Raw genomic sequence first — 12,408 nt, 5'->3', positions numbered from 1 at the left:
CTTACGGTCGGGCAGGAGCAAGGTTGCCGATAGCCTTGGCGGCGAAGAGTTCCTCGAAACTCGGGATACGGCCGATCCGGTCGCGGTTGCTTTCCGTCTGCTGGATGATCCAGCCATAGGTGCCGGGGCAATCGATCGACAACGTGTTGCGTCCCGCCAGGGCCCGGCGATAGTCGGAAAGCCGCTTTTCGGAAACCAGCACGGCAAGGCCCTGGTCGTCGTAATCGGCCACCGCCTCGCGGGCGTAACGGGAGATCTTCTGCATCAGAGCGAAGTCTTCCGTCAGGATCAGATTGCGCACCGCCTTCTCGACAGCCGGCTCCGAGGGGCCGAGCGCGTTCGGCACGCGTGCCATGGCCAGCGACTGGGCCATGGAAAGAACCGTGTAGTTGTTGAGAAGCGTGAACATCTCTTCGCTGTCGGTCTCGCCGTGACCGGGCGCCTTGCCATTGAGGATCGGCTTGCGGTCGCGATAGGCGAGCTTGAACTTGCGCACCTGATGGGCGGCAAGTGCCGTCGACAGCTCCTCGATCAGGTCCTTTCGGCTCTTCGCCTTGAGAATGGCGTCGGTATCCTGATAGAGCAGCAGCGCCCGCGGCAGGCCATAGACGAAGTTCTGTCTTTCGCTCTCGAAGTTCTCGATGAGCCAGCGGGCCTTTTCCGACCCGGTCGCCTCGACATGCCATTCCAGCATCATGCGGATCGCATCCGCATGGAAGGCGGCATGGGGATCCGCCGGATCGGCGATCGAGCCGATGATGACTGAGTCGTGGCTCGCATTCTTCGGCAGGTCCCCATAGGGATCATACTGATAGAAGAAACCGCCGCTCATGCCGTTGCCGACGCCCTTGCCGAAGGCTCCGAGGTTAAGCACCGCACCATTGGTCATGTATTCGCAGCAGAAATCGCCGACGCCCTCGACGACTGCAGTCGAACCGGAATTGCGCACGGCAAAGCGGTCACCTGCCTGGCCTTCGACGAACAGCCGTCCACCGGTAGCGCCGAACAGCGCGAAGTTGCCGATCAGCACGTTGCCGCCGGCCTCAGCAGAGCCGCCGCCCGGCGAGCGCACCGAAATCGTCCCGCCATTGGCGCTCTTTCCCACGCCGTCATTGCAGGTGCCGGTGTGGGTGAGTGCAAGGCCATCGTTGCAGAAGGCGCCATAGGATTGCCCGGCCGAGCCGGATGTAGCGATCTTCACCGAGCCTGCATCGAGGAACCGGCGGCCGCGACCGTCCTGCCGCACGGCGGGGAGGCCGCGCGCCTGATCCTCCGTCAGCTCATAGTTCAGCATGCGCTCGATATCGACCGACAACTGGCCGCCGACGCTCTTGTTGCGATTGTTGAGGTGCTGGTTGCCGCCAAGCTCGACCACCGGATGGCGGCCATCGATGAGCGCCGAGCGCACCATGTCGATGAAGGCGTCGTCGACCGCATAATCCTTTTCCATATAGACCGGGTCGGCGATCTTCACCTCCTCGACCACCTGCAGCATCGCGCGGAGGTCAAGCTGCCCGACGCTGGAAGGGTGGTCGAGGAGGTGGAGGAGATCGCTGCGCCCGCGGGCCTCGCGCAGAGACCGAAGGCCCAGCGACGCCAGGATTTCGCGTGTTTCATGGGCGATGTTGAGCAGATATTGCGCCAGCGCCCGCGGGTCGCCATCAAAGGCTTCCGCATTGGTGGTGAGACCGGCCGGGCACTTGATGTTGCAGTTCTTCGCCATCACGCATTTCAGCATCATCAGCGCCGTCGTGCCGAATTCGAAACTGTCGCCGCCAAGCAGCGCCGACTTGACCACGTCGCTTGCCGTTTGGTGGGCGCCGGAACAACGCAGCGTCACCTTCTGGCGTAGCCCGTTGGCGCAGAGTGCCTGATGCACCTCGGCAATGCCGATTTCGGCGGCACGGCCGGTATATTTCAGGCTGGTGACCGCGGCCGCACCCGTGCCGCCGGTATTGCCGGCGACGTTGATGACATCGGCGCCCGCCTTGGCGACGCCGACGGCAATCGTACCGATGCCTTCGGAGGAGACGAGCTTGACGATGACGCGCACCCGCGCCGCCTTGCAATCGTGGATCAGCTGCGCGAGATCCTCGATCGAATAGGTGTCGTGATGCGGCGGTGGCGAGACGAGCTCGACGCCGGGTGTGCCACCACGGGCCGCGGCAATCTCGACCGTCACCTTGGCTGCCGGAAGCTGGCCGCCTTCGCCGGGCTTAGCGCCCTGACCGATCTTGATCTCCAGTTCCTCCAGCATCGGATCGGCGAGATAGCCCGCCCAGATGCCGAAGCGGCCTGAGGCGAACTGCTTGATACGCGAGGCGCGGATCGTGCCGTAGCGCGAGATATGCTCGCCGCCTTCGCCCGAATTCGACATGCCGCCGACCATGTTGGTACCGTGGGCGACCGCCTCGTGGGCATTGGCAACAAGCGCGCCATGGCTCATGGCGCCGGATGCAAGCAACGGGGTGATGTCGCTTGCCGGCTGTACCTCGTCGAGCGCGATACCGGCTGCGGCTGTGCCGAGAAGCCGCAGATAGGCGAGCGCCTGTCCTTCGGCGTGAATGGCAAGCGCCCCGCCTTCCAGCCAGTGGCCGAGGATGTCGGTGCCGAAACGCGTGACCAGCGATTGGCCGAGTGCGGCAAGCCTTGCCAGATCACCGCCGAGAGGGCCGGTCAGGCCGAGCCGGAACGTGTCATCGTCGATCGCCTGGCAGGTGAGGCCGCGGACCAGGAAGCTGTTATTGCCCTTGCGGGAGAACCGCTTCATCTCCTTGCGGAAATCTTCCGGCGATGTGGCATAGGTGACGTCGGCCGGGAAGGCCAGCACATCGCGGAGCGCAGCCGGCCGGCGAGCACGCTCTTCGGTCATCATCCGCACGAAGGCCCGATAGCCTGGCGTGATGGCAAACCGGTCGATGGCCTGCGGCGACAGCCGGTCGTAGCTGGTGTTCGTGTAGGCTGCATCGTTGATGCCGAAGGCATCATCGAGCCGGTTGAGCGTCAGCAGGCGCAGGAAAGGGTCTTCCTCACCATCCGGTTCGGAGAAGGCCAGCTTCTCCTCCGTCATGTCGACGAAACCCCGCACCGCCGTAGTGCCGAAGGAATGGCCCGCACCCTCGGCGCGCTCCTTGAACAGGCCGAGCAGGGGGATGTCGTCTTCTGCCGCCACCGTCAGCGCCTTGGCGTGCCAGTCGGCAACTGCCTGGGCGATCACCTTGAAGTTCACGCCGCCGACAGGCGTCTTCACGTTGGGGAAGTAACGCTTCAGGACCGGATCGCTGGTATCGAGGAAGTTCGGCTCGAAGAATTCGCCGCCGACATAGCTTTCGGCAGTGCAGAGCCCGACCTTGCCCATGGTCTTCATCAGCGACTTTTCGGCAGCCTTGGCGAAGCGCTTGAACGCCTTGTCGGCCTCGGCCCCGAACTTCTCCTCGGCGCGAAACTGCACGCCGAGCGGATAGACTGCCGCTGCACCGAAACCGAGGGCTGCCGCCACATGATGTGAGGAGCAGATCTGGCCGCTTTCGACCACCAGCGAGACGCGCAGGCGCATCCCTTCCTCGATGAGCTTCTGGTTGATCGCCGAAACGACAAGGATCATCGGCAGAGCCGCACGATCTCTCGCAACATGCCGGTCGGTGACGATGGCGATGCCGCCTTCTTCGCGCGCAAAGGCGGCGATAGAATTGCAGAGCCTGTCGATGCCCTCTTCCAATGCCTGGGAATTGATCCCGGCATCGTCGAGAACGGGCGTATAGAGCATTTCGAAACGACGGACCGGCGTTTCCGCCTGTTCGCGCAGTCGCAGCATGTCGAGATGGGTAAGGATTGGGGAGGGCACGACAATCTGGCGGGCGGCCTTCGCACCGATATTCGGCTTGGCGCCGAGCGCGATGCGCAGCGTCATGCCATCCGCCTCACGGATACTGTCGAGCGGCGGGTTGGTGACCTGGGCGAAGCGTTGGGAGAAATACTTGGCAACGCCGCCTTCCTGGTCGGAGAGCGCATTGATGGCATTGCCATAACCCATGGCGGAGATCTTTTCCGCGCCGGTTGCCAGCATCGGGTCCATCAGGAACTTGAAGCTTTCCTGGTTGAGCGAATAGGCGACGTAGCGCTGATGGCGTTCTAGATCGCCATTGTAGCGCAGCGGCGACCCCTGGGCTTCGGCCGGGATTTCCGGCAGGTCGACGAGACGGACACGCGCGCCGACGAGAAGATCGCGGTAGGGACGCCGCGCCGCCAGCATTTCCAGTGCCTCGATCGTGCCATAGGCGCGCTTTTCGGTATGGTCGTAGACCAGCATGCCGCCCGCCTCGATGCGGCCGCGGCGCAGAACCGTTTCCGGCGGAAAGGCGATCTGGCCGGCTTCCGACATGACGCAGAGATAGTCTTGCGTCTCGACGGTGCGCAGCGGGCGGAGGCCAAGACGATCGAGACGTGCGCCGATGACATCGCCATTGCCGAAGATCAGGGCGGCCGGACCGTCGTTCTTCTCTTCATAGAGCGAGAAATATTCGAGCATAGCGACGACATCGGCCGAGAGCGTGTCGTCGTTCTCCCATGCCGGTGGCATCATCGACACGACGGCGGTCACGAGATCGAGCCCGTCCTCCACCACGCGCGACTGCAGCGTCTGGTCGAGGCGACAACTGTCGGACTGCCCCTTGGGCCGGATGATCGAGGCATTCTTGGCAGCGGCGATCGCCGCTTCCGACAGCCGGTTCTTGCGGTCGGTATTGAGTTCACCGTTATGGGCCATCTGGCGGAACGGCTGCGCCATCGACGGATGCGGGTCGGTATTGGTGGAGAACCGGGTGTGGAAATACATGGTATGGATCGCATGATCCGGATCCACCAGATCGCGGAAATAGGGGATGACTTCGTCGGAATTCAACCGGCCCTTCAAGACCTGCGTGCGGGCGCTGAGCGAGATCGGATAAAGGCCGCCGAGCTCCGCCCGCGTATAGGCCTCGCCCTCGATCGCCAGCAACGCCTTGTGGATACGGAAATCGAATTCTTCCAGCGACGCGGTTTCGCTGTGGCAGCTGAACACCCATTGGCGGATCGGCAGCTGGAACCGCACCGCTGCAGGGCGGATGGCATCATTGTCGACAGGCACGTCGCGCTTCAGGAGCAGACCCAGTCCCTGCTCGGCAAGGGCGGTCTCGATAAGGCGCTCGGCTTCCACGTGAAAGGCGGGATCGGCGGGCAGGAAGAAATTGCCGACGCCGAAGCGCCGTGCCTGAAGATCCGGGCGCCCGGTCAGCTTGCGGAAGAAACCGAGAGATAGGTCCGCAGAGATACCCGCTCCATCGCCCACACCTTCGGCGGACATGCCGCCGCGATGGGGCACGGCACAGAGCGCCTCATGGCCCTTGAGCAGGACGTCATGGGTCTGAATGCCGCTCTTTCGCGTTATGAAGCCGACGCCGCAGCTGCTTTTCTCGTCAGCGGGATCATACAGACCGAAGCCTTCATTCGTCGCGCCCATGCTCAACTCCCCGCGTAAAATAAGTCAACTGTGCTGACCTATATAACGTGATTTAAAGAGTCAAGTTTAAACGATTCTGCGGTGCACAATAACGCTTGGCAACGTGTGATATTGATGCGCCACGGTGGGCGTTTTTTTTGGGGGGGAGTCAAGCCTGCCGCTGCAGGGCGCCCGGCAAAGGCATGGGATCCCTTATGTCGTCGAGAGGTCCTTCGAGCGCGGTTCTTGGGGGGATCAATTGCGGCTCGACAATCGTGATGACCGGTCGGGCTGGTGGAGCCTTTAGGAGCTCGAACCCCTTTTCGAGCATTTCGGAAATGTTCGGCTTGGCCATGTAGACGGGAAACGGCAGGAAGGATGCGAACGGATCGTAGTCGAAGCAACCGACGACGATATCGCCGACGATCTCTCCATCATGCCGGCCCATGAAGCGCAGCAAGCCTTCGAAGTTGATCGACGAGTTTATGAAAAGACAGCGGGGCAGGCGGCCTTCGCGGGCAAAGAACCGTTCGAAGGCGAGCTCGGTCATGCGCGGCGAATAGCCGGTGATTTCGATGTCGTCGCCGGCCTCCATGCCGAAGAAGCTCTTCTTGGCCGCGTGAAAGCCGGCAATACGTTCGCGGCTTGCGTGGTCGTCATGGCCGCCGAACAACACGACATCATCCGGGCCAAGAGGGCCGCCCTGTGCGGCATGGCGAAGGATTGCCGACGTCAGGACCTCCGCACCATTGCGGTTATCGGAGATGACCGAGGATGCGAGCTTGCCGGGCAGGTCGATATTGACATGAGGAAGGCCGGCGCGGGCACAGACTTGATGGACGCCGTCGGGGTCGGTAACGCCGGCTATGAACAGGGCATCGATCGAATAGGCGATCAGTGTCTCGACGGTTCGCCGCTCCTCCTCGGGATCGCGCCGACCGGAAACGACCATCGGAGACAGGCCGCGGAGGCGCGCCTGCGCCTCGAAGGTCTGCGCCATCGAGGAGAAGAAGCGGTTGTCGTAGACGGGGACCAGCAGCCCGACAAGGCCGGATTTCGAACTGCGTAAGCCGCGCGCCTGAAGATTGGTCGTGTAGCGCTGTGCCTTGGCAAGCGAGAGTATCTTGTCTGCCGTCTCTTCGGAAATCCGCCGTTTGCGCCATGATCCGTTCAGCACCGCGCTGACGGTCGAGGCCGAGGCACCTGACAGAACGGACAGGTCGTAGATGGTGGCTTTCTTGGATGTCTGGTCCGTCATCCTCATCTCCCGAATGATTCCGATTGCTAGGATATTCGTCCTCTTGACGAAAGGCATCTTCGTGTTATTGTTATTGCACCATCGATTGTGCAAAAAAGCAATATCGATTGTGCTGTGGATGGTTGCTGGGAGCGGCAAGGGAGTGTCTCGAATAGTCGAGACGGTGGATTTCAAATGCGGCTGGGAAGAGTTGCCGCGTGAGGATCTGCCTGCCGATGTGTCTTTGGAGGAGGATCACCCATGAAAAAAATAATCGCGGCCGCTATGGGCCTGTCTTTGGCGTTGCTTGCATCCGCAGCGTTTGCCGATGGACCGAAGGTCGGCGTCGTCGTCAAGATCGGCGGCATTCCGTGGTTCAACGCCATGGAAGCGGGCATCAAGGAACAGAGCGCCAAGCTCGGCGTCCAGGGCTTCATGGTCGGCCCGACCAGTGCCGACCCGGCGCTGCAGGTTCGGGCGATCGAGGATCTGATCGCCCAGAAGGTGGATTTCATCGGCGTCGTGCCGAATGATGCGAAGGTGCTGGAACCGGTGCTGAAGAAGGCGCAGGACGCCGGCATCAAGGTCATTACCCATGAATCACCGAAACAGGTCGGTGCGACCTGGGATTTCGAACTTGCTTCCGCCAAGGGCTTTGGTGAAGCCCACGGCAAGCTGCTTGCTGAGAAGATGGGCGGCAAGGGTTCCTATGCCGTCTTTGTCGGCTCGCTGACCGTGCCGCTTCACAATGCCTGGGCGGATGGCGCAATCGCCTATATCAAGGCCAATTATCCCGACATGAAGCTTATCGGCGACCGCTACGGCGTGGCCGAGGACGTCGACAAGAGCCGCTCGACCGCACTCGACCTGATGGCGGCCAATGCTGATCTCAAGGGCTTCCTCGCCTTCGGCTCGCAGGGTCCGATCGGTGCCGGACGCGCCGTCGAAGAGCGCCGCAAGGATGGCAAGGTCTTCGTTATCGGTCCGTTCTCGCCCGGCCAGGGCGCCAAGCTGATCAAGTCCGGCGCGTTGACCGGCGGGTTCATGTGGAACCCCAAGCAGGCGGGTGAAGTCTTCATCACGCTTGCCGATCGTATCGCCAAGGGCCAGGACCCGAAGGCCGGCGACGACATTCCGGGTCTCGGCAAGATCAATCCCGAAGGCAACACCATCGTGGTCGATCAGCTCTTGAAGATCGACAAGGACAGCATCGACAAGCTGGTATCCATGGGCCTCTGATCCTCCCGGGCCCGGGGCGCGCCGAGTGCGCTTGGCGCGCCCCATCGCTTAAATCCCTGATTCACAGCATCCGCCCATAAGGCGGCTGAGCGAAGAGATTTGCCATGATGAGCGCGAAACCGCTCCTGTCCCTCAACAATATCAAGATCTCGTTCGGCGGTGTTCGCGCCCTGAAAGGCGTATCGTTCGAGGTCAATCCCGGTGAGGTGCATTGCCTCGCCGGCGAGAACGGTTGCGGCAAGAGTACCCTGATCAAGATCATTACCGGCGTCTACAAGCCTGAAGAAGGGGCGGAATTCTTTTTCGACGGAAAGCCAATCACCGCCATGACACCGAGCATGGCGCTGTCGCTCGGCATCCAGGTAATCTGGCAGGATCTGGCGCTGTTCGGTGAGATGACGGTTGCCGAAAATATCGGCTTTCAATACGCGGTCAGCGGCAAATATGGGCTGGTCGACAAGCGTGCGATGGAGACGGCGGCCGAAAAGGCGCTTGCCCGTCTCGGTGTCACACTCGACCTGCACATGCCGCTGAAGGAATTGCCAATCGCCCAGCGCCAGATCGTTGCCATCGCCCGCGCTCTGGTGGGCGAGGCGCGGCTGGTCTTCATGGACGAGCCGACGGCGTCGCTCACCCAGTCCGAGACCGACTACCTGATCGAGATCGTTCGAAACCTTTCGGCATCCGGTGTTGCGGTCGTCTTCGTTTCGCATCGGTTGGCCGAAGTGCTGGAGATCTCAGACCGCATGACGGTGCTGCGCGACGGGGCGCTGGTCGGAGTCTTCCCGGTCGAAGGCATGACCCAGTCGCGGGTGACCGAATTGATGACCGGCCGCAATTTCGACAGCGCCGTCATCGCCGCCGACCATGACGACCAGCCGGTCGTGCTCTCTGTCCGCGGTCTTTCCAGGGCGGGCGAATTCGATGACATTTCCTTCGATCTGCGCCGTGGCGAAACGCTCGGCATCACCGGGCTCCTCGGCGCCGGCCGCACCGAACTGGCGTTGACCCTTTTCGGCATGCGTCATCCCAATGCAGGTGAGATCATGCTGGATGGCAAGCCAGTCCATTTCAGCTCCAATCGGGAGGCGATCCGCGCCGGTGTCGCCTATCTGTCGGAAGATCGCCTGTCGCTCGGGCTCAACCAGCCGCAATCGATTGCCGACAATCTCGTCATGGCCTCGCTTGATCGCATCCTCTCCGGCGGGCTGATCTCGCCGTCAAAAAAAGAAAATGTCGTCGCGCATTGGATCTCGGCACTCGGCGTCAAGATCGGCAGAGCGGAAGATCCGATTCGGACGCTGTCCGGCGGCAACCAGCAGCGCGTCGCGATCGCCAAATGGCTGGCGATCGGACCGAAAATCCTCATCCTCGATGCGCCGACGGTCGGTGTGGATGTCGGCGCCCGGGCGGGGATCTTCGAGATCGTGCGCAAACTTGCGGCCGAGGGCCTGTCGATCATCCTCATCTCCGACGAGCCGCCGGAAGTCTATTTCAACGCCGATCGCATCATCCACATGGCCGAGGGCCGGATAAAGGCGACCTATGACCCGCGGCAAATGTCGTTGGTTGAGCTGGAAGGAGAAGTCTATGCGTAGGTTGATGCTGGGCCATACGACAGAATTCACGCTGTTTGCGGTGATGATCGTGCTGTGCGTCGCGCTGTCCTTGGCGACGGACCGGTTCTTCACCATCTCCAACGCCTTCGATGTCCTCAACGTCTCGGCCGTCAACATCATCTTTGCCGTCGGCCTGCTCGTCGTGCTGATTTCAGGCGGCATCGATATCTCGTTTGCGGTCGCAGCCTCGGTGGTGCAATACGTCACCGCGCTGGCGCTGGCATCGCTCGGCGGCGGCAACTGGGCCGAAGGCTTCATCATCGCTGGAGCGGTCGGCATCGGGCTCGGCCTGATCAATGCGGCACTCGTCTATAAGCTGCAGATCATCTCGATCGTCGCGACCATCTCGACCTTCAACATCTTCTTCGGCCTCCTGATGTTCTTCACCAAGGGCGTGTCGATCTACGACCTTCCGGAATGGCTGACGACGCGTGTCGTCTTCTACGAGCGAGAAATGGCCGACGGGTCCTGGCTGGAACTGACACTGCCGGTGGTGGTGATGATCCTCTGCTGCGTCGCCACCTGGTTCATGATTTCGCGCACGACGATCGGCCGCCAGCTCTATGCCTTTGGCGACAATCCGGAAGGCGCGCGCCGCTTCGGCATCAATATCGGCGCCATGCATTACATCTCCTTCGGCTGGCTTGGCCTGATGGCTGGCATCGGTGGGTTGATGCAGGCGCATTATGCCGAGGAAGTGGTACCCAACGCGCTTTACGGCCGTGAACTCGATGTGCTGGCCGCAACCGTTCTCGGTGGTGCGCGCCTTGGCGGCGGCAAGGGATCGGTCATCGGCTGTGTGCTCGGCGTGTTGATGGTGTCGATTACCCAGAACGGCCTCAACCTGATGGGCGTTTCGCCCTTCGCCTTCAAGATGATCGTCGGTGCAATCATTCTCGTGGCCATCACACTCTCCTCGACGCGGATCGACAAGCTCCTGCCGTCATTTGCCAAGGGCGGTATCCAGAAGGGGAGGACACGCTGATGACGTCGCTTGTCAACTCGTTCAACCGCACCTTCGGCGCCGATATGGCCGGCCCGATCATCGCCTTCATCGCGGTGATGGTGATCTTCGGTCTTGGCGCGGATAACTTCCTGTCGCTCGGCACGTTCGGATCGGTGGCCTTCCAGCTACCCGAACTCGGCCTGCTGACACTCGCCATGCTGCTGCCGCTCCTGACCGGCGGGATCAACCTGTCGGTGACGTTTACCGCCAATCTCTCCGGGCTCGCTGCCGCCGGCGTATTGCAGGCCTTCGGTGGCGTCGATGCGCCAGGAGGTGCCTTCGCGCTTGCAGTCACTGCCGCGCTGGCAACCGGCGCTGCGGCGGGCCTCATGACCGGAGCGGCAATCGCCTATACCCGCGCCCATCCGATCCTCGTCACCCTGTCGATGATGATCTTCCTGCGTGGTCTCGGTGAGTTCCTGACGCGCGGTGGCGATATTTCCGGCTTCCCGAGCTACATGTCGCCGATCGGGCACGGATCGATCTTCGGCCTGCCGATCCCGCTTCTGATCTTCATCGTCTGTGTCGCGCTCTGGCAGGTTCTTTTAACCCGCAGCAAGCTCGGCTTCGGCCTGCTGATGATCGGCTCGAACATCGAGGCCGGGCAGTATTCTGGCCTCAACACTCGCCGGATCATCATTCTGGTCTACACGCTGTCCGGGCTGATGTGCGCCATTGCCGGTATCATCATGCTTGCCCGTTTCAACTCCGTTCGGGTCGGCCACGGGGAATCCTACCTGCTGATCACGGTGCTTGCCGCATTTCTCGGAGGCATCAATCCGTTCGGTGGCTTCGGGCGCGTGCTGCCGGTCTTCGTGGCGCTCGTCGTGCTGCAGCTCCTGTCGTCGGGCCTCAACCTGATGGGCGCCAACCAGCATCTGGCAACCGCGCTCTGGGGCGTTCTGATGATCGTCGTGATGGCGGCACGCACGCTCGCCTCCGCCTATTTCGTATCCCGCAGAAAGAAGGTCTGACGTGAAAGGTTTCGGTATTCACGCAATGATGTGGTCGACCGTCTGGGACCATGCCGGCGCCGAGCGCGCGATTGCCGGTGCGGCACGATACGGCCAGGATTACATCGAAATCCCGCTGATCGATATTCCGGCGGTCGACGCGGTGCATACCCGCGCCCTGCTGGAAAAGCATGGTCTTCGTTCTGTCTGCTCGCTTGTGTTGCCTGAAAGGGCATGGGCTTCGGTTCGTCCGGATGCTGCGATCGAACACCTGACGGCAGCTCTCGACAAGGCGAAGGAGATTGGCGCCGAGGCCCTGACCGGCGTGACCTTCGGTGGCACCAACGAGCGCACCGGCTTTCCGCCGACTGAAGGCGAATACGATAATCTCACCCGCGCGCTCGGCACTGCCGCAAAACATGCCAAAACGCTCGGACTGGAATTCGGCATTGAGGCGGTCAACCGCTACGAGAGCCATCTCGTCAATTCCGCTGAGCAGGCGGTTGCGCTGGTCGAGCGGATCGGCCTCGACAATGTCTTCGTCCATCTCGACACGTTCCATATGAACATGGAGGAGAAGGGCATTGTCAACGGCATCATAGCCGCGCGTGACCATCTGAAATGCATGCATATGTCCGAAAGCGACCGAGGTACTCCGGGTCAGGGCAATGTGGCCTGGGACGAGCTTTTCGCGGCACTGGCGGCAATCGGCTTCAAGGGACTGCTGACACTGGAAAGTTTCGTCACCATGCAGGCGGTGATGCCGGGCGATATCTCGACATGGCGTCCGGTCGCCCGCAATGCAGACGAAGTGCTTGATAACGGCGTTGCATTCCTGCGCAACAAGGCGGAGCAGTACCGCCTCTTTTAATTGTCCG

The 12,408-nt window shown here is 61.8% G+C and carries 8 protein-coding genes; 6 read left to right on the top strand and 2 right to left on the bottom strand.

Annotated elements, in window-relative coordinates; translation table 11 throughout:
* Position 1: 1 nt before the first annotated feature.
* Positions 2–5,497, bottom strand: a complete 5,496-nt coding sequence (locus NCHU2750_RS25445; RefSeq protein WP_119944583.1) for a glutamate synthase-related protein — start codon at positions 5,495–5,497, stop codon at positions 2–4.
* Positions 5,498–5,645: 148 nt separating this feature from the next.
* Entirely contained in the window at positions 5,646–6,734 is a 1,089-nt protein-coding gene (locus tag NCHU2750_RS25440) for a LacI family DNA-binding transcriptional regulator (RefSeq protein ID WP_119944582.1), read from the bottom strand.
* A gap of 43 nt (positions 6,735–6,777) precedes the next feature.
* Here NCHU2750_RS25440 and NCHU2750_RS25435 point away from each other — a divergent pair, with 43 nt between their 5' ends.
* The 6 genes from NCHU2750_RS25435 (at position 6,778) to NCHU2750_RS25410 (ending at position 12,401) form a co-directional block, all read left to right on the top strand.
* Positions 6,778–6,978 (top strand): hypothetical protein, encoded by a 201-nt coding sequence (locus NCHU2750_RS25435; protein WP_162939790.1) that lies wholly within the window; start codon positions 6,778–6,780, stop codon positions 6,976–6,978.
* The gene (locus NCHU2750_RS25430; RefSeq protein ID WP_119944580.1) at positions 6,975–7,952 is read left to right on the top strand and encodes a substrate-binding domain-containing protein; all 978 of its coding nucleotides are present in this window, start codon (positions 6,975–6,977) and stop codon (positions 7,950–7,952) included. The genes NCHU2750_RS25435 and NCHU2750_RS25430 overlap by 4 nt, the downstream gene beginning before the upstream one ends.
* Before the next feature lie 107 nt (positions 7,953–8,059).
* Complete coding sequence (locus NCHU2750_RS25425; RefSeq protein ID WP_119944730.1) at positions 8,060–9,550, top strand: sugar ABC transporter ATP-binding protein; 1,491 nt, start codon at positions 8,060–8,062, stop codon at positions 9,548–9,550.
* On the top strand, positions 9,543–10,556 hold the full coding sequence (locus NCHU2750_RS25420; RefSeq protein ID WP_119944579.1) for an ABC transporter permease: 1,014 nt from the start codon (positions 9,543–9,545) through the stop codon (positions 10,554–10,556). Before NCHU2750_RS25425 ends, NCHU2750_RS25420 begins: the two co-directional genes overlap by 8 nt.
* Positions 10,556–11,551 (top strand): ABC transporter permease, encoded by a 996-nt coding sequence (locus tag NCHU2750_RS25415; RefSeq protein WP_119944578.1) that lies wholly within the window; start codon positions 10,556–10,558, stop codon positions 11,549–11,551. The genes NCHU2750_RS25420 and NCHU2750_RS25415 overlap by 1 nt, the downstream gene beginning before the upstream one ends.
* A 1-nt stretch (position 11,552) precedes the next feature.
* Positions 11,553–12,401: a sugar phosphate isomerase/epimerase family protein gene (locus NCHU2750_RS25410; protein ID WP_119944577.1), complete on the top strand. Its 849-nt coding sequence runs from the start codon at positions 11,553–11,555 to the stop codon at positions 12,399–12,401.
* Positions 12,402–12,408: the final 7 nt, after the last annotated feature.

Origin of the sequence: Neorhizobium sp. NCHU2750, from assembly GCF_003597675.1 — a bacterium.
GTDB lineage: Bacteria > Pseudomonadota > Alphaproteobacteria > Rhizobiales > Rhizobiaceae > Neorhizobium.
Note: the sequence above shows the minus strand (reverse complement) of the source record. Positions and strands in the feature narration are given on the sequence as shown.

Coding starts and splice junctions, on each gene's coding strand:
- NCHU2750_RS25440 (WP_119944582.1), bottom strand. CDS start 6,734: ATGACGGACCAGACATCCAAGAAAGCCACCATCTACGACCTGTCCGTT.
- NCHU2750_RS25425 (WP_119944730.1), top strand. CDS start 8,060: ATGAGCGCGAAACCGCTCCTGTCCCTCAACAATATCAAGATCTCGTTC.
- NCHU2750_RS25420 (WP_119944579.1), top strand. CDS start 9,543: ATGCGTAGGTTGATGCTGGGCCATACGACAGAATTCACGCTGTTTGCG.
- NCHU2750_RS25430 (WP_119944580.1), top strand. CDS start 6,975: ATGAAAAAAATAATCGCGGCCGCTATGGGCCTGTCTTTGGCGTTGCTT.
- NCHU2750_RS25445 (WP_119944583.1), bottom strand. CDS start 5,497: ATGGGCGCGACGAATGAAGGCTTCGGTCTGTATGATCCCGCTGACGAG.
- NCHU2750_RS25415 (WP_119944578.1), top strand. CDS start 10,556: ATGACGTCGCTTGTCAACTCGTTCAACCGCACCTTCGGCGCCGATATG.